Annotated in this window: 20 protein-coding genes, 3 tRNA genes, 1 other RNA gene and 2 pseudogenes; 10 read left to right on the top strand and 16 right to left on the bottom strand. The window is 37.8% G+C overall.

The features are described 5' to 3' along the window. The first annotated feature begins 477 nt into the window (after window positions 1-477). Window positions 478-855, top strand: a complete 378-nt coding sequence (locus NO346_RS07090) for a hypothetical protein (protein ID WP_256414730.1) — start codon at window positions 478-480, stop codon at window positions 853-855. 84 nt (window positions 856-939) lie between these two features. Further along, window positions 940-1515, top strand: a complete 576-nt coding sequence (locus NO346_RS07095) for a hypothetical protein (protein ID WP_256414731.1) — start codon at window positions 940-942, stop codon at window positions 1513-1515. Between the two features lie 51 nt (window positions 1516-1566). Here the strand turns inward: NO346_RS07095 and glpD are convergent, their stop codons facing one another. The 3 genes from glpD to glpK all read right to left on the bottom strand — a co-directional run bounded on the left by glpD (window position 1567) and on the right by glpK (window position 5667). Next, a complete protein-coding gene (gene glpD, locus NO346_RS07100; RefSeq protein ID WP_256414732.1) occupies window positions 1567-3087 on the bottom strand; it encodes a glycerol-3-phosphate dehydrogenase in 1521 nt (506 codons plus the stop codon). Between the two features lie 256 nt (window positions 3088-3343). Beyond that, the gene (locus NO346_RS07105) at window positions 3344-4102 is read right to left on the bottom strand and encodes a DeoR/GlpR family DNA-binding transcription regulator (RefSeq protein ID WP_005158113.1); all 759 of its coding nucleotides are present in this window, start codon (window positions 4100-4102) and stop codon (window positions 3344-3346) included. 50 nt (window positions 4103-4152) lie between these two features. Continuing rightward, on the bottom strand, window positions 4153-5667 hold the full coding sequence (gene glpK, locus NO346_RS07110) for a glycerol kinase GlpK (protein WP_087536979.1): 1515 nt from the start codon (window positions 5665-5667) through the stop codon (window positions 4153-4155). 258 nt (window positions 5668-5925) lie between these two features. Between glpK and NO346_RS07115 the strand changes: the two genes are divergently transcribed. Then, window positions 5926-6351: a hypothetical protein gene (locus NO346_RS07115; protein WP_005217773.1), complete on the top strand. Its 426-nt coding sequence runs from the start codon at window positions 5926-5928 to the stop codon at window positions 6349-6351. Between the two features lie 53 nt (window positions 6352-6404). Here NO346_RS07115 and NO346_RS07120 read toward each other — a convergent pair. The 3 genes and pseudogenes from NO346_RS07120 to folD form a co-directional block, all read right to left on the bottom strand. Further along, window positions 6405-6687: pseudogene (locus NO346_RS07120) on the bottom strand (GNAT family N-acetyltransferase). A 116-nt stretch (window positions 6688-6803) separates the two neighbouring features. After that, window positions 6804-7472, bottom strand: coding sequence for a methyltransferase (locus NO346_RS07125; RefSeq protein WP_256414733.1), 669 nt, complete (start codon window positions 7470-7472; stop codon window positions 6804-6806). Window positions 7473-7519: 47 nt separating this feature from the next. Beyond that, on the bottom strand, window positions 7520-8368 hold the full coding sequence (gene folD / locus NO346_RS07130) for a bifunctional methylenetetrahydrofolate dehydrogenase/methenyltetrahydrofolate cyclohydrolase FolD (RefSeq protein ID WP_256414734.1): 849 nt from the start codon (window positions 8366-8368) through the stop codon (window positions 7520-7522). Between the two features lie 152 nt (window positions 8369-8520). On the opposite strand from folD, the gene NO346_RS07135 reads away from it, so the two are divergent. Beyond that, window positions 8521-8594 (top strand) — tRNA-Cys (locus NO346_RS07135). 14 nt (window positions 8595-8608) lie between these two features. Next, window positions 8609-8694 (top strand) — tRNA-Leu (locus tag NO346_RS07140). Between the two features lie 116 nt (window positions 8695-8810). On the opposite strand, the gene NO346_RS07145 is transcribed toward NO346_RS07140, so the two are convergent. Continuing rightward, a complete protein-coding gene (locus NO346_RS07145; protein ID WP_256414735.1) occupies window positions 8811-10589 on the bottom strand; it encodes an alkaline phosphatase in 1779 nt (592 codons plus the stop codon). Window positions 10590-10797: 208 nt separating this feature from the next. Here NO346_RS07145 and NO346_RS07150 point away from each other — a divergent pair. Next, window positions 10798-10883: transfer RNA gene (locus NO346_RS07150), tRNA-Leu, on the top strand. 134 nt (window positions 10884-11017) lie between these two features. Here the strand turns inward: NO346_RS07150 and pgaD are convergent. The 7 genes from pgaD to NO346_RS07185 all read right to left on the bottom strand — a co-directional run bounded on the left by pgaD (window position 11018) and on the right by NO346_RS07185 (window position 17748). After that, complete coding sequence (pgaD, locus tag NO346_RS07155; RefSeq protein ID WP_005158127.1) at window positions 11018-11434, bottom strand: poly-beta-1,6-N-acetyl-D-glucosamine biosynthesis protein PgaD; 417 nt, start codon at window positions 11432-11434, stop codon at window positions 11018-11020. A gap of 30 nt (window positions 11435-11464) precedes the next feature. Further along, entirely contained in the window at window positions 11465-12721 is a 1257-nt protein-coding gene (pgaC, locus tag NO346_RS07160) for a poly-beta-1,6-N-acetyl-D-glucosamine synthase (RefSeq protein ID WP_005158135.1), read from the bottom strand. A gap of 15 nt (window positions 12722-12736) precedes the next feature. Beyond that, on the bottom strand, window positions 12737-14734 hold the full coding sequence (gene pgaB / locus NO346_RS07165; RefSeq protein WP_256414736.1) for a poly-beta-1,6-N-acetyl-D-glucosamine N-deacetylase PgaB: 1998 nt from the start codon (window positions 14732-14734) through the stop codon (window positions 12737-12739). Window positions 14735-14986: 252 nt separating this feature from the next. Next, a complete protein-coding gene (locus NO346_RS07170) occupies window positions 14987-15382 on the bottom strand; it encodes a hypothetical protein (RefSeq protein WP_256414737.1) in 396 nt (131 codons plus the stop codon). Window positions 15383-15767: 385 nt separating this feature from the next. Then, window positions 15768-16109, bottom strand: coding sequence for an FKBP-type peptidyl-prolyl cis-trans isomerase (locus NO346_RS07175; protein ID WP_005158141.1), 342 nt, complete (start codon window positions 16107-16109; stop codon window positions 15768-15770). Between the two features lie 19 nt (window positions 16110-16128). Beyond that, complete coding sequence (locus NO346_RS07180) at window positions 16129-16659, bottom strand: YaeQ family protein (protein WP_005158142.1); 531 nt, start codon at window positions 16657-16659, stop codon at window positions 16129-16131. Between the two features lie 57 nt (window positions 16660-16716). Continuing rightward, window positions 16717-17748, bottom strand: coding sequence for a GTP-binding protein (locus NO346_RS07185; RefSeq protein WP_256414738.1), 1032 nt, complete (start codon window positions 17746-17748; stop codon window positions 16717-16719). Window positions 17749-18226: 478 nt separating this feature from the next. Here NO346_RS07185 and NO346_RS07190 point away from each other — a divergent pair, with 478 nt between their 5' ends. After that, window positions 18227-18442 carry a hypothetical protein gene (locus NO346_RS07190; protein ID WP_256414739.1) on the top strand — a complete coding sequence of 72 codons (216 nt, stop codon included), beginning with the start codon at window positions 18227-18229 and terminating at the stop codon, window positions 18440-18442. Between the two features lie 133 nt (window positions 18443-18575). On the opposite strand, the gene NO346_RS07195 is transcribed toward NO346_RS07190, so the two are convergent. Together NO346_RS07195 and NO346_RS07200 are read right to left on the bottom strand one after the other, a co-directional pair. Further along, entirely contained in the window at window positions 18576-19097 is a 522-nt protein-coding gene (locus tag NO346_RS07195) for an acyl-CoA thioesterase (RefSeq protein WP_005158145.1), read from the bottom strand. Between the two features lie 220 nt (window positions 19098-19317). Further along, window positions 19318-19941 (bottom strand): MarC family protein, encoded by a 624-nt coding sequence (locus NO346_RS07200; protein WP_005158146.1) that lies wholly within the window; start codon window positions 19939-19941, stop codon window positions 19318-19320. Window positions 19942-20312: 371 nt separating this feature from the next. Between NO346_RS07200 and NO346_RS07205 the strand changes: the two are divergent. The 3 genes and pseudogenes from NO346_RS07205 to NO346_RS07215 form a co-directional block, all read left to right on the top strand. Beyond that, window positions 20313-20583, top strand: a pseudogene (locus NO346_RS07205) (hypothetical protein); the annotation flags it as partial. Between the two features lie 185 nt (window positions 20584-20768). Then, window positions 20769-21128: a transfer-messenger RNA gene (gene ssrA / locus NO346_RS07210) on the top strand. A gap of 166 nt (window positions 21129-21294) precedes the next feature. Further along, on the top strand, window positions 21295-22413 hold the full coding sequence (locus NO346_RS07215; RefSeq protein ID WP_256414740.1) for a protein kinase: 1119 nt from the start codon (window positions 21295-21297) through the stop codon (window positions 22411-22413). The last annotated feature ends 103 nt before the right edge of the window (window positions 22414-22516 follow it).

A 22516-nucleotide genomic window follows, 5' to 3' on the forward strand; every position in this document is an offset into this window, starting at 1 on the left:
TCACTCTAGTTTCCCTCTTGATTAAAGAGGGGTTCAGGGAGATTTAAAAGGTCACTTCGGTGGCCTTTTTATTTGGCTAATCAAGTAACGATGTGCAACACATTTATAAGTAGTTACCAAAACAATTGTGGTGCAAAATTAAACACCCCAACCAAAGAAACGCCACAAACCATCAACGTAGTGACACGTCGAAAATCGAAAACCTTGGTTTCACAACGGCTAGAGATATCTTCAATAACAGACCCACCCAACCCTATAACTAATATGCTTATAACGGATATGCTGCCTAACTAAATCAAATAATTTAGGCTAATGAACTGGTATTTTATTATCCTTGTTATTTTTATGATTTAATGATGGTTTTAAGTCAAAATAAATCAATATTATTTTGTTTAATACTTCATTAAATAGGCGTCTTATGCAGCAAGTTTTAGCCTCTTATGTGTCACCTCTGCCGCATAAGAGTAGTTAGGGAGAATGATGAGAAACCAATTTCGAGCTCTACTGCCAATTCTTGGCGTAATTGTCATTATTTTTCAGCTAATGCACATAGGTGGTGATTACCGAGGTCTTGATAGCCCCATTTGGGGATTTTTACTTGGGTTCGGTTTAATCGTTTCACCGTTCACAGCACTTGGTATGTTGCTTGTGTACCTTTTAATGCTGGTGTTTATAGTAGGGTTTCCAGTTTTAGGTGCATATATTGGCGCGCAAATTATGGGAAAAGACAGTATTGGGGTTTGGTTAGGGTTAATCGGTGGCGGGATCATCGGATTTAAAATAGCCACGGGTGATTTCTTTGATACCTTAGTATCACCATTACGCAAAGTCGCAGAACAAGATGATAAGGAATAAACATCCCCTAACAATGGACTCCAAGCGACGCTCCGCTTCGCTGCGGACTCCTGAGCCCAAGCGTTAGGCTACTAAGGGGAGTCTATGGCTGTTTTGATAGAAGCAATTTCTGTGGTTATTCGCGCAGATTCATTGCTCCGCAAATTCCCCGGCGGATGGGACGGCTTCAAGTCACATCTTCCAAACGAAACCATGTGCGCTGACAACGAGATCGTGCGCGTTGGCTTCATGTCGCTGCAAGATACGGAATCATTCGTCAAGCTACTTACCCACTCTGGCCTCACACACCTCCAAGATGGGCACGCCATTGACTTGGCGGTTGCAGATCAAATTCACGGCTTAGCCTCGCACTGTTCATGGCTTGAGTTTGGCCATGCAAATCTCGGCAACAACCCAAAACAACGCATCGCGGTCTGTCGCCTTGTTGGGAGCAACTCCATGCAAGTGGTCACTCCACCTACGTGGAAATTTGACGGCTCCCTGACTCACTCGTATGGCTTCGCGCCAATAGAGCACAGTGATAAGAGTCTCAAATATCTTCGGCATGAGAATGGGCTAGACGTATATCTCAATACAGTATTGGCCAAGAGGTTTACATTGGTCGCACGGGCGAGACGTAGCCTAACAATTCATTCAAGCCCAAGCCGCTTCGCGGCTTAACTCAGGCGTTAGATAAAAAGCTTTTTAAAAACAGTCCGGCTATACGATTTTTTAAGCGGCATGCGGCTCTTGCTGTTTGGATACTAAATAAGTATCCAATTGATTCATTTCAATTTGTGTAAAACTCAAGCCCAATTTGGAACGGCGCCATAAAATATCTTGGCTGGTCGTCGCCCATTCAACCTGACATAAATAATCGACTTCTTTGGCATATAAGCCTTGACCGAAATGCTGCCCAAGTTGCTCAACCGAACTTTTCTCGCCTAAAATATTCCAAATACGTGAACCGTAAGCAGTAGCCCAACGTTTTGCCAATGCTTCAGACGCATCGGTGACTTGTGCACGAATTTCTCGCATCAACTGTTCAACAGACTCCATATTTTCGCCACCAGGTAAAGCTTCTGTTGCAGTCCAACTCCCCTTCATTTCAGGGAAGAATGCTTTTAACTGCTGCATAGCCGACTCAGCTAATTTTCGATAAGTCGTTAACTTTCCACCAAATACTGAAAGCAATGGAGCTTGTTCGTCGTTCTCTTTAGATAAAGCTAAAGTATAGTCACGCGTAATTGCAGAAGGATTATCTGATTCATCATCACAGAGTGGACGTACCCCAGCAAATGTCCAAATAACATCCGCTTGAGTAAGCTGTTTTTTGAAATGTGCATTGCTCACTTCAAGCAAATAATCTGTTTCTGCTTGAGTAATTTGCACTTGCGCAGGATCACCTTGATATTCACGGTCTGTGGTGCCAATCATGGTGTATTGATCTAAATACGGAATTGCGAACACAATACGGCGGTCATCATTTTGCATAATAAAGGCTTTATCACCTTCATAGAGTTTTGGCACAACAATATGACTACCTTGAATCAAGCGAATACCGTAAGGTGATTTGAGCTCTAAATCTTGTTTGATGAATTTTGCGACCCAAGGGCCAGCAGCATTGACCAGTGCCTTTGCTTTAATTTGGAATTGACAATTTTCATTTTCTAAATCAACAATCCAATACTGCCCATCTCTTCGTGCAGACAAACAACGAGTACGAGTTACAATATCAGCACCCTTTTCACGGGCATGCATCGCATTGAGTACAACCAAACGAGCATCATCAACAGCACAGTCAGAATATTCAAAACCACGTGTTATCGCAGAGTTTAAAGGGCTATCTTCTTTAAAATAGACATTATTTGAACCCAATAATTTCTCACGCTTACCTAAATGGTCATAGAAGAACAAACCCGTGCGAATCAACCATGCAGGGCGAAGATGTGGGCGATGCGGCATAATAAAACGCATTGGGCGAATAATATGTGGAGCTTTAGCCAATAGCACTTCACGCTCAGCTAACGCTTCACGTACTAAACGAAATTCTTTGTGTTCTAAATACCGTAAACCACCATGAATGAGCTTACTGCTTGCAGACGAAGTATGACTGGCTAAATCATCTTTTTCACACAAGAATACCGATAAACCGCGTCCTGAAGCATCAGCCGCAATACCAACACCATTGATACCACCACCAATGACCGCAAGGTCATAGATTTTTTCATTTGTCTGAGGAGAAGTTTGCATAGATCACCACAAATTTTTCATTATTTTTCGATAATGAAAATTTAAACATATAAATCGAAAATAAACAATAAAAGATAGATCAAAAAATGCCAATCTTTCGACACTTTTAGATAAATGGTAAAATTCGATGGAGAAACTAACAGTTCAGAAACACGGTAACCGCATTTATTTATAAGAAAAATATAATTTTTATTGAATATATCTTGAGTTAAATTGATTAACTCAAGAAAAGTAACAATTTTTCGAAAATGAATATTTATTTTGCAACAATCAAACCAACATCTAACTCTCGGATGGTTTTTATAAATTGCTCATTTGGCTGTTGATCAGTAAAAATACAATCCACTTGCTTAAGTGAACCTAATCGAATCATCGCATTACGCCCAAATTTACTGCTATCCGCGGCTAAAAAAACTTGGCGTGCACTTGAAAGAATTTCTTGAGAGACACACACTTCCTGAAAATCAAAATCAAGCAATGTGCCATCTTCTTCAATTCCACTAATCCCGATAAGCGCATAATCTGCTTTAAACTGTTTGAAAAAATCAGCGGTTGCTTGACCAATGACACCACCATCTGGACGAACACGACCACTGGCAATCAGAACTTCAAAATCCTCTTTTGTGCTCAGGGTCTTTGCAACATTCAGGTTATTAGTAATGACTTTTAAGCCCGTGTGATTCAGTAGTGCATGAGCAATCGCTTCGGTTGTGGTGCCAATATTAATAAATAAAGAAGCGTGATTTGGAACGGCAGCAGCAACAGCTTCAGCAATTGTTCTTTTTTGCTCAAGCATATGCCCGACACGCATCGTATATTCTGTATTTTCAACACTTGAATCATGCGCAGCGCCGCCATGATAACGGCGCAAAAGCCCTTCATCCGCTAATTGATTAATATCACGACGAATCGTTTGAGGTGTAACATCGAAATGTTGAGCAAGTTCTTCAATACTAATATAACCACGCTCTCGTACTAATTCGAGGGTTTTTTGTTGGCGTAGTATCAAGCTCATGCTCATCAATCCTGTGTTATTTACGGCATATTATATCCAGCTATTTTAGCTTAATCTTCTGCCCAATCTCGAGTACGTCCGACAGCTTTTAACCAACCTTTATACAATTTTTCAGTTTGATCCTGACTGCATTCAGGTATAAAGGTTCGTTCGATCGACATTCTACTCTTCAATTCATTTAAATCAGACCAGAAACCGACAGCTAAACCAGCCAAAAATGCGGCTCCCATCCCTGTCGTTTCTTTCATTGCTGGACGTTCAACTGAAGTCGAAAGAATATCCGCTTGGAATTGCATCAAGAAGTTATTCGCTGTTACACCACCATCTACGCGGAGTGTCCGCAACTTTTCGCCAGAGTCTTGTTGCATTGCATCTAATACATCGCGTGTTTGATAAGCAATTGACTCTAAGGTCGCACGAATAATATGCTCAATACTCACACCACGTGTAATACCCAAGATCGCACCACGTGCGGTTGGGTCCCAATACGGCGCACCCAAACCTGTAAATGCAGGAACAACATATACGCCATTACTATCTTTCACTTTGGTGGCGTAATATTCAGAATCATACGAATCATTAATCGCTTTGAGTTCATCACGCAACCATTGCACACATGATCCACCATTAAACACAGCACCTTCTAGAGCATAATTCACTTCACCTTTTGCACCACATGCAATGGTAGTCAACAAACCATGTTCAGATTGAACTATACGCTTCCCTGTATTCATCAATAAGAAACAACCTGTCCCATAGGTATTCTTGGCCTGCCCGACTTCTACACACATTTGTCCAAATAATGCAGCTTGTTGATCCCCCGCAATACCTGCAATTGGAATTCCAACTTCCTGACCGCTAATGGTATGTGTGTATCCATAGACCTCAGATGAGCTACGCACAGTTGGTAACATTACTTTTGGAATGTTTAAAGCTTGAAGTAACTTATCATCCCATTCTAAGGTTTCTATATTAAACAGCATGGTACGTGAAGCATTGGTATAGTCAGTCACATGAACTTGACCATTGGTCAATTTCCAAATCAACCACGTATCCACCGTACCAAACAAAAGCTCACCGCGCTCTGCACGCTCACGACTTCCTTCAACACGATCAAGAATCCATTTTATTTTTGTTGCTGAAAAATATGGATCGATGACTAGGCCCGTTACTTTTCGAACATAATCATCCCAACCATCTTGATGTAACTGATTACAAATTTCATTGCTTTGACGGCTTTGCCAAACAATAGCATTATAAATCGGCTTACCAGTTTTCTTATCCCAAATGATCGTGGTTTCACGTTGGTTAGTAATCCCGATTGCAGCAATTTGGTCACTTGAAATACCCGCTTGTGCTAGCGCCTCAACCCAAACTGCACTTTGAGTTGCCCATATTTCCATAGGATCATGCTCAACCCAACCTGGTTGTGGGTAGATTTGCGTGAACTCGCGCTGAGCAATACTAATAACATTTGCATCATGATCCAACACGATTGCTCGTGAACTTGTTGTACCTTGGTCAAACGCAACCACATATTTTTTTTGACTATCTGTAGAGATCATGACACACCTATCCAGACTTGCCTTATAGCAGACCAGTAAACTAAATGCCCGTTAAAACGGGCAAAAATACTGCAATAAAGCAACGACTTCTGTATTAAATAAAAAACTTGGCAGATTATATGCAAAATTGTTCGAAAACGAAAATTCTTTCTTTAGCTTTGAACCTCAATACGATGAATAGCGCCAATTTCAAAGATTACTCACAATAACAACCTTATTTTATGCCATACTAATTGTGGAAATAATAGGATCATAGATATGAAAAAAACCAATTTATTCATTATCGTTACAAGTGCACTTGTGATCACTGCATGTCAAAGTACACCACACAAATTTAACGGCGTGACGGGCTATCAAATAGAAAATAAAACAACAACTTCAGCCACGATTGCTTACACCCTTGCAGCACGTACCAATCAAGATTTAGATCAAAAGAAATTACAACATGCATGCAACCAAGTTTTAGGCGTAGGAAAAACTTATAAAATTTCAATACTCAGTGTGAATGAAATTATGAATCCTACACAACAAGAACAATACGGCGTAAAACTTGGAAATAGTCGTGCAACTTTTGGACTTTCTAATTCACCTGATTTCAATAACAGTGAAGGATATGCAACACGCCAAGCACTTGAAGCACGCCCGACTACACTTAAAGTCATTCGCTATACTTGTTCTGAATAAATAATAATCATGGATGTATAAGTTTTTCTTTAGGTTTATACATCCTATATATTTTATATCTGCAAGACATCAAGAATTGATAGGTCTTTATCGAAAACCGACTTTGCAAATGGGCATAAAGGAATGACTTTAATGTTGCGACCTCTTGCAAAAGTAACTAACTCATTTAAAAGTTTTCGACCTAATCCTTGCCCTCGAAATTGATCATTCACATCAGTATGATCAATAATTAACAAGTATCCCAGCCCATGTGTAAGCCATTTCACCAGCTACTGTTTCACCGTTAAACAGCTTAAATATTCCATGTTTATTATCATCAACCTGTTGAATATTCATTTTCTTTCCTTTTGAAGATTATTTCTATTTCAACTGAATGTTTTAGCATGAGTAAGAAGGAAATAGTGTTGAGATTTGATAGTCTCAACACTGATTATTTTTAGATTAAACATTATTTATTTTGTGCAGTAGAAACTCACATTTCTAAACTCTTTGGATTCATCCAAATCAGGCCAAGTCGTTGCACTACGTTCATCAATTTTCATATATTGAGGGTGACTAAAGTTTTTAACTCGGCTATCGGCAACCCAAACTTCAGGTGAGAACTTAAGAAACTCATCTAAGAAGAAACGATTGCATTGGTCATACAGCACGTCCGCAGCGAGCAATACATCCACCTGCTCGGCTTTATATAAATCATCCAAATATTCAAGTTCAACATCATTCAACAAAGCATTTTCACGACATGACGCAAGACTTATTGGATCAATATCACAACAGATCACACGTTTCGCACCTGCCATTTTTGCAGCAATTGCAACTACGCCCGAACCTGCACCAAAATCCAAGACCACTTTATCTTTAACATGATGTGGCTCAGCGAGTAACCACTGTGCCATCGCTAAACCAGATGCCCAACAGAAAATCCAATACGGTGTCTCATTCCAAATACGACGAATCACCTCATCATCCAAACGATCCGTTGGAAAAACTGGTGGAATCAACCATAACGATATAGGTGTTTCAGGAAGCTGCTGTGCTAGTAGATCCGTATTAGGGATGACTTCATGTAATGCTTGAAGCAATTGTTCAGGGGCTTTCGCAAATTGAAATGTACAACTCATATATCTTTAATTCTAAAAAACCCCTCTTATCGAGGGGCTATTAATCTTTAAACTAAGGCTTTTTCAGCGGCTTCAACAGTTTGACGAATCAAAGTCGTAATCGTCATTGGCCCCACACCACCTGGAACTGGTGTATAAGCAGAAGCAATCTCTTCAATTCCCATTAATTGAATATCACCGACACCACCGCCATCACGCGGGTGGAAACCTGCATCTACAACAACTGCACCTTGCTTGATCCAGTCTTTTTGAATCAACTCAGCTTTACCTACCGCACCGACAATAATATCTGCTTGTTTTACCAACTCAGCTAAATTCTGAGTACGCGAGTGGCAAATGGTCACTGTCGCATTCGCCTGTAATAACATCATTGCCATTGGTTTGCCTAAAATCGCTGAGCGACCGACCACAACTGCATGTTTACCCGCGATCTCAATCTTGTTTTCTTGCAAGATTGTCATAATACCCGCAGGTGTCGCAGAACCATAGGCCGCTTCCCCCATAGCCATACGACCAAAACCTAGACAAGTCACGCCATCCACATCTTTAGCTAATGAAATGGCATCAAAACATGCTCTTTCATCAATTTGTTCAGGCACTGGGTGCTGCAACAAAATACCGTGTACATCAGGATTCGCATTTAATTTTTGAATTTCAGCAAGCAATTGTTCTGTAGTTGTTTCTTTAGAAAGCTCAACTTTCAATGAATCCATACCGACACGGCGGCAAGCGTTGCCTTTCATACGCACATACGTTGCCGATGCACCATCATCACCAACCAAAATTGTTGCCAAAATTGGGGTACGTCCCGTTTTTGCTTTTAATGCTTCTACACGAACCAACAAATCAGCTTCGATTTGTGTTGCCAACGCACGACCGTCTAAAACCAATGCCACAGCGCATCTCCAAAGTGGGTATGAATCAATTGCGTAAATAATACATGATAATTTGACCAATATTCTTTTAGATGTTGTTTTTATGTGCATATTCACGGCAAACACTATTGTTTTTTTTCTAAAGGTTGCTAATATGTGCATCACCAAATGATGGCGGGGTGGCAGAATGGTCATGCAGCGGACTGCAACTCCGTGTACGCCGGTTCGATTCCGACCCCCGCCTCCAAATTTGGTTTTAAAGCCCGAGTGGTGAAATCGGTAGACACAGGGGATTTAAAATCCCCCGCCCACAAAGCGTGCCAGTTCGAGTCTGGCCTCGGGCACCATTTTTCAACTAATGAAATTTGGTGCAAATAAAAATCCAGCGTAAGCTGGTTTTTTTATGTTTGAAATTTAAGAATAAAAAGCCAAACATTAACGTTTGGCTCGATATATCAATCGTTTACGCTACTTGCTGCCCTGCTTTCACTGGCAACAAATTCTTATCAAAACTGAGCTGATATTGTCTGGCTGTATCAATGCTATATTCAGATTTTTTGATTGAATCCAGATAAACCCACTGTGACTGTACCTGAGTTTCATCAAACTGAACCATGAGATAACCTCGTTGGTTTAAGTTGCAATAGTTCAGCTCATCAATCAAGGTGGTAAATGCAAATTCAAACTGCTGTAGCTGAGCCAATGGAATATTTAAATATTTTTCCAGACCTGGTGAAGAAACTGAACTGGTTGCCAATTCCACACCTACAAATGCACCATCTTTACTATATAAATTAGAAGACCATGCATTATGGGTATCGCCTGCAAGTACAACAACTTTTTTCTTTAATTGTGCCAAAGTGCCATACAGAATCTCACGTTCAGCAAAATAACCATCCCAGGCATCTAAGTTATAAGGTGCAACGGTGAGGATACGAGCTTTTTCCTGACTGGTTAAGCTCGGATCACCTTGCTTTAAACGCATCTTTAAGGTGACTAGCTCAGTAATTTGCGTATTCATTTTATTTAAGGTGTCGGCAGTTGGATTGCCTGAAGTTATTTCAGCCAAAGAAAGTAACAACTCAGCAGGAATCAGCATTTTCGCCATTAATATTTGTTGACCTAAAACATTCCATGTTGCATTAGATTGTTGAAGTTTTCCGAGTAGCCAATCCCGTTGGGTATATCCCATTAAAGTACGTGCAGGGTTGGTTAAGTCCGCTTGGAATTTTGCAGCATTCAAACCATTTGCGGTCATATAATCTACATAATCTAATTGCTGATCACGCGCGATAATACGTGTATCCAACATAGTAAGCTGAACGAGATTACCAAAATCAAACTGTCGATAAATCTTGATATGCTGATCATCAATTGGACGAATCGGCATCCATTCAAAATAAGCTTGCAATGCTGCTAATTTTCTTTCAGAGAATTTACCTTCATTTTTTGCATTTGCTGTTTCTTCAGTATGATTTTCAGCACCTTCTCGCCATGCATCATTTGCTAATTCATGATCATCCCAAATCACAATAAAAGGATGGCGATGATGTAAAGCTTGTAAGTCTTTATCTTTACGATATAAAGCATAGCGTTTGCGATAGTCATCCAGTTTAATAATTTCTTTATCATTATTCGCAGGAAGCGTACGCCCTAATTTCGCTGCATCTTCTGTCGCATAACCATCAGCGCCATATTCATAAATATAATCGCCTAGATGAATCACGACATCTACATTTTGTCTTGCCATTTCACGGTAAACATAAAAATAGCCTGCTGGATAATTAGAACACGAGCACACAGCAAAACTAACCTTTGATGTACTGGTCGGCAAGGTTTTAGTCTGACCTACTGGCGAAATTTTATCACCGAAAACAAAACGATAAAAATAGGTTTGATTTGGTTTTAATCCAATTGCATCTACCTTTACAGTAAAGTCTTGTGCAGCAGCGGTAGTGACTTTATCGGTTTTAATAATTTGCTTGAATTGCTGATCTAACGCAATTTCCCAAGTGACTTGCAACCGTGCACTGCTATCACTTGGTGTTAAGCGTGTCCACAAAATCACGCGATCCTGTAGTGGATCACCGCTGGCAACGCCATGTTCAAAATTAACTTGTAATGTCGCTGTTTCTTGATCTGAACTGTCATTACATCCTGTAAATCCCGCAGATAAAGAGAATGCCCCAAAACCGAATAAACTTTTTTGAATGAGTTCCCGTCGTGAAATTTTTGCTGTCATTTGGATAGCTACCTTAATTTTATTACTTTAAATAATTAAAACTAAGTTGCTTAAATGAAAGTTTGATCTCAGTTTGATGAAATAATCATGAAAATTATATGACAATGCTTAATTTTTATCTGATAAACACATGAATTGATTGAAAAGAAAGCAATTAATACTTTTTACTCTTGCCAAGTTTTAAAGTCTCCTCTATTATTGCGCACATGCCCGAGTGGTGAAATCGGTAGACACAGGGGATTTAAAATCCCCCGCCCACAAAGCGTGCCAGTTCGAGTCTGGCCTCGGGCACCATTTTTCAACTAGTGAAATATGGTGCAAATAAAAATCCAGCCTAAGCTGGTTTTTTTATGTCTAAAATTTAAGACAAGCATAAAAAAATGCCTTAATTAAAATTAAGGCATTTATACTTCTCAATCGAATAAATTTTATTCAACTCTAATAATCTTACCATTTTCATCATGATGCAGCGTGGTTACTTTTTGTTGGCGACCAGCTTGAATTTCTTGTTCAGGCAACTCAAAATAACGTGCATAATCAGGTAGTGCTTTTTCAATTGCATGTTTTTTATGTACGCGTTTTGAAGGTAAAAGCCCCCATAATAATAATGCTACCGCACACATGAAAAGTGCTGTAATTCCGTGCTCAAGACCTTGACTGAATGCAGCCATTAAACGTTGTGCAAGATGCGTTTTTTGCAGTTCAATTAACACCCAAACCAAAATAAATGGTCGCCATAATAGCAGCCAACCTGCCCACATCATTGCTGTTGTGGTCGTAGAAAAATAACGCTTATGCCATGGGAGTTGGCGACGAACATCGATAATCAAACTATTTGCTTTCATTTCTAGTCTCAGCAAAATGAATCTTGCGACTCAGCGAATTCCACGATCTGGGCTAATCCAACGGGCGCGTTTTTCATCACCACGCAACAGTACCTTTGGAAAGGCGACGATTGTAGCAGTAATCGTAATTAACCAAAACACAAATGGGTACCAAATCATCCAATAATAATTTTTCCCTAGGCTTGGCTCATAACGACTATCCATCCATTTGCTTAAAGCAAACTGAATTAAACAGGTCGCACCTAATAAAATTCCACTACCGTATGGTAAAAATGGTGAACTAACGATAGCAAGGGCTGGGATTGTAAATACAAAATGTAACAGCCACATGACAGCCATAATCAACATCAAATATGACCATACTAATGTTAAGCAAAGCTCCAACATTAAAGGCCAAAGAAAATTAAGTTTTGGTTTAAAGAACACATCAATATTCTTAATCAGAACTTGTGCCCCACCCATCGCCCAACGCAAACGTTGCTTCCATAAACCATTAAAAGTCTCTGGCATCAAAATCCAAACCAAAGCATTTGGTTCAAAACGAACATCCCAACCTGCGCGTTGTAATTTCCAAGTGATATCAATATCTTCAGTCAACATATTTGGAGACCAATAATCAACTTGATGTACGGCACTTTTACGAAATGCAGTAATCACACCTGAGACTGTGAATAAACGGCCAAAAGTACGTTGTGCACGTTTAATCATGCCAACAATTGAAGAGAACTCACCGACCTGTATACGTCCCAATAAAGTTGAACGTGTACGAATACGTGGATTACCTGTGACTGCTGCAACTGTTGAGTCTTCTAGAAAATGACGCATCATCCATTTAGCAGCATGAGGATCTAGTAACGCATCACCATCAATACCAATCAAGAACTCAGCATCAGTCATTAAACTGCCCGCTTGCAGTCCCATAGCTTTACCTTGGTTTTGAGCAAGATGTACCACACGTAATTTTTCATGCTGCATCGCGAGACGATCCAGCACTTCGCCCGTGTTATCAGAACTACCATCATTAATCGCAATCACTTCAAAGTTTGGATAATCTAATTGCAAAGCATGACTAATGGTTTCTTCTGCGTTATCTCCCTCGTTAAAACAAGGAACGAGTACAGCAACTTTAGGATATTCAGGCAAAGTTGCTGGCTGCTGATATGGAGGATCTTGGCGTTCTTTCCAATAAAAAATAATTGCCCCAACCATCCATAAATACGACATAAATAATGGATAATAGAAAACAAACTTAATGGCATAAGCCCATAATAAAGCAATTATACTCATCGACACATTACTCCGTTATGGTACTAATTGTGATGATTTTAAAGCAAAAGCCTTACGCATCGTTTCCACATCTGGGTGTTCTTTAATCGGATCGTCAGGATAATATGCAATGTGCATCGCACCTTGTTGATAAAGTGACTTAATTGTTGCTGCCATTTCTTCAGAAGGAATCTTCTGATCATTACGCCAGTTAATCGCTTGTAACTCCATCACTGTCTTTTTAATCCCGTTGGGATATTGTTTCACCCGATTCATAATATCCGTATAAAATTTTTCGGGATGATCCGATTGCTCCATATACGGCATTGCCATTATTGCAGTGAAATCATAACGTCTTAATGACTCTTCTAAAGACTGTGCATACCAATTTTCGGCGTACGGGTTAAGGGCAACTTGCGCATACAAATTACGTGCAGTCATCAAATAAGGCTGATATTGACGCACCTCACCTGCGAGCTCCATTGCAAAATCATCTAGGGTACGCGTTTTATAAGCAGTCCATTTCTGTAACTTGTCGTCATTATTTCGTATTTTGGCCAGATCCGTTGGCAAACCTTGTTTCGCATAGGCTGCTAGTGCTTGAGGGCTTGCATCTTCATAATCAGATAATGTCACATCATCATGAAATAACAGGCCATCAAATGGCGTTGATTTTGCAAGATCTTGATAAATCTCTTTAATGGTTTGTCTTGCTTTTGGTGAATATGGGCTTAAGCGGATATACCCCATATTCAAATGCTCGCCTGCTTTTGCTTGTTGCGTGACAACTAAATCCTTTGACACTGGGTCTGATTTAGGTAATTCCCATGCAAGTAAAGGCATCCAAGCATACAAACGCTGTACTGGCGTACGTGTTTGAATTTGCCAAGCTACTCGGTTAAATAAATCCGTACGCATTGGAATATGACGATTTGGGAAATACACCATATCAGCAGAACCATTTGCATCAGGATCAGAAAATGCTTGTAAATAAACAGTCTTGACTCCCATTGCATTGATACGATCTAACAGATTACCTAAATTGCGTTCCTGTTGTTGTGGGTCTGGATCATAGATGTAATCTAAATCCACATGCATGATCTTTTGCGGACGATTATTATCGTTCAAATTCAGTTCGCGGTTCTTAATTTCTTGTGCCAAGGCATTGGTTGACATATTTCCTTGAATTAAAATACGCCCCATATTTTGGATCGATTGTTTGGCATGATCAGCACCATCATCCAAAGTAATGGTAATCGGCATACCCAATTGTTTAGAAATTTGAACTAATTGCATATTGTAGCGACCATAAGGCCAAACCATAACACGTGGTGAACGCAAACCATGTGCCTGCAATAATTCATTATTTTTCTTTAAATCTTGATAAACACGTGCTTGATAATTTGCATCGCTTTCATAGGTTTTCGTATTTGAATCATAGATTCGAGTAATCGCTGCTGGTTCTGAATTACCTTGAGGGTTTGCGTTTACTCCTCGATGCAAATGATAGCTATGGCTCGCAATTTCAACAAAACCACTATTTTGCATTTCTTTGAGTTCATTCCAACTCAAAATTTTATTGCGCGTAATCTCTTCCCCACCAAAGTCCACTTTCTGATTAGCTTTTGGCTCTAACCAAGAACCGACAACTGCTAATACAACTGGAATTTTTTTCGCACGTACAATTGGATAAGCATTTTGATAAAAAGACTGATAACCATCATCTACTGTCAATAACACAGGTTTAGTGGGTAAAGTATATTTGCCCTGATGTGCTTTAATCAGTTGATCGACATTGATAAAGTGATAGCCATTATTTTGTAACCAATCGATGTGCTCGCTGAATTGTTGTGCTGTTACTGCATAACTTGGGATGAGTGCATCTTTATGGTCGGTAATTTCATGATAACCAATGACGGTTAACGTTGTCGCATCAATTTTGGAATTTTCTGCAAAAGTTGCTGTATTCGCAACTAAACCAATCATTAGACCTAAAAATGTTTTTAAGGTCGGAGACACTAAACGTGTTGTCATAGAGATATCTTCTCAATATTCGAAAATGGCTGAGCGCGAATCATGCATGAATCATCTTACAATTTGTGGACAAATAAGATTTTTAGCGAGTCAGCTGGGAGCAAGGATTGTATTTATAATTTTAAAAACTGAAAATAATCTTAAAAAAATATTTTATAAATTTTATCGCAATATACATCAATATTTTAGCAATATGTAATTAGGTTCCTAACACGATACGTATTAAGAACCTAGTGAGCTAAATATAAAAGCTTAATATTGAATGAGCTGAAAATTTGGATGCTCAGAAAGTTGTTGTAAATAATAACGTTCTTTTTGATAAAAATATTTATATAAGCAGTTTACCCATTCACCACGACGGAATGTCTGAATCTTTTTATTCACGCCATCATATTGTAGCAAGAGGACATTCCCTTCTAATGGAGATAATAAGGTAATCTGATAGTCAGGATGCGAATGCTGATGTGAAGGACTCAGCTCTCGTATAATCTCGACCTTGTTCTCTCCATCCATCCAATAATGTTTATCAATCAATGCTTTTTCATTGACCCAAAAACCATTTTCAGCGCCATTATAAGTATTAATCAAGAAAAAATTATGTAATTCTTTTAATAGCTCAGAAGCGGTAATATCCAAATAATCATTCATAGCTGCCTCACTCACTCAATTTTTTGGTGCTCGTTAACACAAGCATAGATTTTTTATAATTTACCTCGCCATGTTTATGAATCTGCTGATCATGGATGGCAACATTAAAAGCAATTTTTCCAAAAGGTAAATTAACATCACATTTTTTGTAAAAACTTTGATTCAAAATGCATTGCTCTTTGTTTAAAAGATATACAGAACCTTCTATAGAATCAATAATTTTAAGCAGATTGTTAAAAACAGAAGATTTAAATAAAAATTTTTAAAATCAAAATATTGAGATTAAATCATTTTTTTGATTTGTATTGTTTTTGTACTTTTTTTTGCAAAGCATGAATGAAGCAATCAAATCAATGCCATCATGCTTTGCATCATTGAGACTAAATCACTCGTCGCGAGTTTTAACATCAAATAATTCAATTTCAAAAATCAGATTTGAATTTGCTGGAATAATTTTTCCCATTTTGCGTTCGCCATATGCTAAATGTGCAGGTACGATTAATTTACGCTTCCCACCAACGCGCATTCCCATGATGCCTTGATCCCAACCTTTGATTACTCGCCCTGTACCAATCACCGTCTCAAAATAATTCCCGCGATCAATTGAAGAATCGAACTGAGTACCATCTTCCAACCACCCTGTATAGTGTGTTGTGATTAAAGCACCTTTAACAGCTTCTTTACCTTCACCTACTTTTAAATCAATAATTTGTAATTCAGCGCTCATTTTTTTCTCCCAACCTGATTTATTGCAATTGTAACCATTGAATATCGACTTGACCGTTATCGCTTAACAAAGTCCATTCTCCATCCATAATATTAAGCTGTAATTGCATCGTGCGTTCACATAAGCCTTCAAGTGCCTGTGTAGTCTGAGATGCTAATTGCCAAACTTCCACATTACTCAACGTCTTAATCTTGGTATTTTTTTGCCACCAATCAGCAGCTTGTGAGCCATAGGTAATCACAGCCACTTTTTTACAACGAGCACTGGCTTTTTTCACTTTATCTTCAGATGGACAACCGACTTCAATCCAGTTTTCTAAAAGCCCTGTTAAATCTTTTTGCCATAACGCAGGCTCATCCGTTTCAAACAAATCTTTAGTGAATTCTAATCGTTCATCGGCATAACGGGCGTAAGCAAGAATACGAACCATCAAACGTTCAATAGTCTCTGACGGATGTAAGGCAAGTGTTAGCTGATAATCTGCATAGATATGCTGATCCATATTGGCAATATTCAGATCTGCCTTATATATTGTTGCTTTTAGCGCCATAAAAAATACTCTTAAATACGATGTACTCAAATTTGGCGCTAAGCATACTCTATTTTATTACAGAAAATATCGGCTTTCATCATTTTGGGCATCAGTTAGATCAAGGCGACAATTTAATAATTGTGTTTCAAACCCCAACCAATCTTGTTCGGATTGGCAAATAATTTCAATTCGATTATCAATACTTTCTTCAGCAGACTTATAGTTAAATTGTTGAGGATTAAAGTTAAAACTTTTCCAACCTTGATCCGTATTAAATATGCCTTTGATACGGACCCAATTTTGTTGCGTACACAACAAATCTAACAGTTCAAAAAATTTAAATTGCCAGCGTTTAGGCAATTTCCAACCTGCAACGGTATAACCTTGAGCCGTTTCTACATAATGATATGGAAGTTGTTTTATTTCTAACGGAGGCTCAATAGCCTGTGTTTGTTGTAACTTGAGTAAAGGTTGAATCTTACGTTGTACAGGTTGTTGCATAATATCAACCTGAGACAATTCAATTTTGCCACACTCAACTTCAATCCAATGCTGGACATAAGTGTCATATTCTTGTTTTAAAGCCGCATAGGCTTGATGATCTGCTACTGACATACAATCAATATGCGAGAGGACTACGATTTGGGCAGATTTCAGTTGATCGGTATATAAGTTCTGTTTAACCCAATCTTCATCATGTAGACGACTCCCATCCACAACAATCACCAAAGCACGCATTGCTAAACTACTTTGCCAATGTGGCTCCGTCAGTTGTTCCAATAATTGTGCAGGATGACCTAAACCCGTTGGTTCGATAAATAAACGATCAGGTTTACTTTCACTGAGTAAGCGAGCCAGTGCAATTTGCATAGGAAGTTGACTGCTACAACACAAGCATCCACCAAGTAGTTCTTTGACAGCATAGCCTTGTTGTTGAGTAATCAGTTGTTGATCAACACCTATTTGCCCAAACTCATTCATTAGAACAGCCCAAACTTCGTTTTCAGGCTTTTGAGTTAATAAATGCTGCAATAGCGTTGTTTTACCTGCACCTAAAAAACCAGAAATAATGTGAGTAGGAACAATTTTGGGAGCAATGAACTTCACGATTTACTCGCATTAAAAATTTATTTCATTCTAAAGAGAAAAATATGCGAAATAAAATAAAGAATGAAATTTATGAAACAATTCAATTAAAAATAAAAATAGAGAGAATTAAATCACAAAATTAATCTAAAAATACTATTTAAAATCAAGATATAAATGTTTTATTCAATTATTAAACTATTTGCAAAAGAAAGCTCTTGTTTAAAACACGTAAAATCACAGATTATTTTTTAATCAAAAATACATATTTATATACATTTTATTGATAGGTTCAGGCATATAACTTTACAAGCGCATCACAAAACCACGTTTTATGATGCTCTATTGTTAAGTTCTCCGTAAAAGATTGTTAAGAATATTGCTGTAAAAAACTTAGGCACTTAGCATAAATCTCATGCAGAAATTCAAGATTTGTTCTCACTCATCTCTCGAATTGAAGCTGTAATTTTTTAATTAAGTTTAAATATGGATGCCAAACATGAAACTCATTAAGACTTTAATTGCGATAACATTTGCTTTAACAGCGGCAACAACATTTGCAGCTTCGGCTCATGACAAATCACATAGCACCAAAACCACCGAAGAGAAAGTCGTTGTATCAAATCAAGAGCAACCTGAAACTCTAAATCCAGCTACGACAGACACCACAGCAAGTGATGCAGCAACATCGGCTGCTCCGACGGCTAGTAAATAATTTGATCTTCAGGTTCCTCCAGACCCTTTAGAACAACATTTGTAATGATTTGACTCATCTTTACAAATAAAAAAAGATCGAACCATGCTGCGGTTCGATCTTTTTTTAGATCACTAGGAATGTGATGAATAAATCAACACTGGCTAGTTTTTTTGAAAATACTGCAAGAAGGTTGCTGTACTTCTTGTAAACGTAGATCCTTACGCTGTTCTGCAGCTTCGAAACGACAACGCTTCCAATCCGTATCTAATTTTAATGTCGGAACAACTTTAGGTTTACGCTCCTCATCCACAGCAACCATGGTGAAATAGCAGGTATTGGTATGTCTGATTGTACGCTTTTGAATATTCTGTGCTTCTACACGAATACCGACTTCCATAGAAGTACGTCCTACATGATTAACACTCGCTAAAAATGTGACTAATTCACCAACGTAAATTGGCTCTTTAAAATTAACTTTATCAACAGACAATGTCACAACATAACTGCCTGAATAACGGCTTGCACAAGCATAAGCAACTTGGTCAAGCAGTTTTAAAATTGCTCCACCATGAACATTACCTGAAAAGTTTGCCATATCAGGTGTCATTAAAACTGACATTGTAAGCTCTGACTGATCATCAGGTGCTTGGTTCAATTGATCTAATGGATACATAGGAGAACTCATAGGAGAATACAACATGTGTATTATCGTTCATTCCTCAACGTAAAAATACGTATAAATGTATAAAACATCATCAACTATTTTTATGATAGATCGAAACATTATTTCAGCAGGATTACATATAGACTCTTTTTATTAGATTTTATCTAAAATTAACAATGTGTTATTAACCAGATAAATACTCATCATACAAAATTTTATATCTAATAATTTAATTTAAATTTGTAGCTTGAATGAGTCCCATCACGCCATTAACGATCATATCGACAGCAATTGTACCGATCAGTAAAGCAGATAAACGCCCCATAATGTCAAAGTAACGATCAATATACTTCGCATGCTTGTAGCGTAAATGATCGTGTCCGTATTTCATCGCGATAAGAATACTGCAAGTTAACGCCAATGTGAGGGCAATCACAGCAATTGCTCCTCCAAATGGAACACTCACGCCTGTGACAACCGCAGCACTAATTGTTCCTGGTCCGATCATAAAAGGCATAGCAATCGTACCTGCTAAATGCTCAGGAGCACCACGCATTTCACCGATTGTTTCTGCACCCTGAAACACATAACGATAACCAATTACAAGAAAAATTAGTCCACCAAATATTTGGAAAGATTCAAATCTTACATTTAGGTAGCGACTAAAAATATTCTCACCGCCCCACGCAAATAATGCAAAAACAGCAAAAGCAATTAAGCTCCCTTGAATCAATGCTTTATTAAATACTTTTACATCGGTATTCCGAATCATCCCGACCATGTAGACACTCATCAGGAACGGATTCAATAATGAAAAAAACAATGCAAATGCATGGATATAGGGTGAAAACATAAAACTTCCGTTATTACGATTAATACCTAAACTTCGTTCTAGTTAAAGTAAATGAGAATAGAATTTCAAAACGATTCCAACTGATTAATCAAACAAAGAATGCATATGCTGCGATTCAACACTTAAAAAACAGTATCATCGCTTGAACCCACGTATCTTAAATTAGTTAATTTTAAAAAAACTCATAAGTGATACAGGCAAAAAGTGCGATCAAATAAACAGCGAAAAACTGATAAATAGTTTCTATAAACCGTAAAATCATAAAAATTAACCAGTTTGAATATGTTCGCATATTCATATTTCTTTAAATTTGTAGCGCTGTATATAACTAGTATTGAAAATGTAAAATAAGGATTTAATCAGTATATGAACTGTCTGATCAGCGTATTCTAGATCAGCAAATACAGGCACACGTACAAGCACTTGCGTCATCCCGACATGCCAATCAGCTTTCACATTTGCATTATCGTGAAGGCAGTATCAGCTATCTGGATGTGATTGATTCGGACTGGAATCTTGCAGCAAGAGCAACTCGCTGCACAGCTTCATGGCAGTCGAATGATTGCTAGCGTAGATCTTATTCGGGCTTTAGATGTTGGTTGGCATGAACCTAAGCTGCCGAGTCATATGCTATTGTTTTAATGAAGAGATTTAAATGTATATTGCTTCTTTGAAGTTCCAATTTAACTAAACGTTAAAAAGCCAATTCTTAAAGACATGCAATTAATTTATAATTTCAATTAGATCGGTTTTTAACCACAAACCTCAAAGCCTGTAAATTTAGATTTAAATTTTCAATATTTATGCTATGATGCTCGTTCATATATGGGGGTGTTATTGGCTTCGACGCTGGTGATGAAGCTCATAGATGCATGCCGAGAGCGCATTTTCTCTCGTAAATAAAATTTGCATTTTAATAGTCGCAAACGACGAAACTTACGCTCTAGCTGCCTAAGGGCAGCTTGTCCGCTTCACTGAATACTTGTGGTCAGTGAACCCGACCGAAGCGCACGCACACAAGTCCGTATAAAGTCAAGCCTCGGGGCTTTATACCAAACTTAGAGGATCGCGCCTTGTACCCTGTTCGTCGGGTCGCTTGGCGTTAAAACAATAGACGATATCTAAGCATGTAGTATTCTCGAGTGTAGTGCTGGCGGACGCGGGTTCAACTCCCGCCACCTCCACCAAATATCTAAATTTGTATGCTGTCACATGATGATATACAAAATTAAAAAGGCTTAAACTGTAATGGTTTAAGCCTTTTTCTTACCTAAGTATAACTAACTATAATGTACTTACACAATGTACACTGTCTTGTACATTCCAATATTTAATGAACTCATAGGTGTACAAGTGGAAATTAAAATTTTAAAAAAGTTATTAAAGGGGTTAGGAGAAAATGGTTTTAGTAGAAAATATAAACTAATCAAAGCCCTCAACTTTGGTGGGAATTCTCATTCCTATAAAGCTTATAGCTATACTTTAAAAAAAGAAGTTTTTATCAAATTTCTTTTATTACCTAGACATGAAATCGAAATTTTAAAATTTAGAAATGAAATAGCAATTCATAGACTTATTGCACGTCAAGGGTATGTATATGATGAAAATGCTGTTATTGAACTTTATGATGCTAAGTTATTTAAAAATCATTTGGGTGGTTATCTAGTTCTGGAATGGCTAGATGGACAATCACTGGAAGAGGTAATTGAAACTTATGCTAATAAAACTATTGAGGAAAAAGTTCAACTGTTTCATAGGGTAACGAATGCACTAATACCATTAAGTAACTGGCTAGTTCATAGAGATTTACATCCATCAAATATTATGGTGTTAGATAACTCTTTTGAATATAAAGATTTATCTACTAAACCATTCAATACAGGAATTAAGGTTGTTGATTTTGGAGAAAGCTACTCATCATACGTTACAACAGTCAGTGATCTAGAAATAGAAGACTTAATAAAATTACAAACAAGTAATATGAGAAGATTAACTACTTCACTTTATGCTACCCCGCCAGAATATCTTAGACACTACAGGGAAAATCAAAATCATATATTTGATAAATCATGGAATTATGATTCATGGGCCTTAGGTTTAATAGGATTTAAAATTTTTTTTAATGAAAATGTATTCGAATTTGAAGATATTAAGGATTATGTACATGAAGTACATAGAAATCATTTTCAAATGGATATTGGCGATAAAATTGCAAGTAAATTCTATGATTTACAACATAGACAATCCAAAGTATTAGAATATATTTTTCATTACTTATTGAGAGTCAATCCAACTCAACGTACTGGTGATGGTGATGTTGGCCTAATTTTATCTTTAATAAATTTTAAGGGATATGAACTACGTCAAGATCTAGATGCAACGGAGTATCTTTCATTTATTAGGGATGGTTATTATTATTTGGATAGAAAAGGTATGACACGTTTAGAGGATATGCTAGAAAATGATGGATAATTTTTCAGAATTTAAATTTTATAGAGGGCAGAGTAAAACTTGAAGTGCGACATAAACCACCTAATTAATTTAAAGGGTTTATGGAGTATATAAAATTGTCATA

This window comes from Acinetobacter sp. 5862, from assembly GCF_024494585.1.
GTDB lineage: Bacteria > Pseudomonadota > Gammaproteobacteria > Pseudomonadales > Moraxellaceae > Acinetobacter.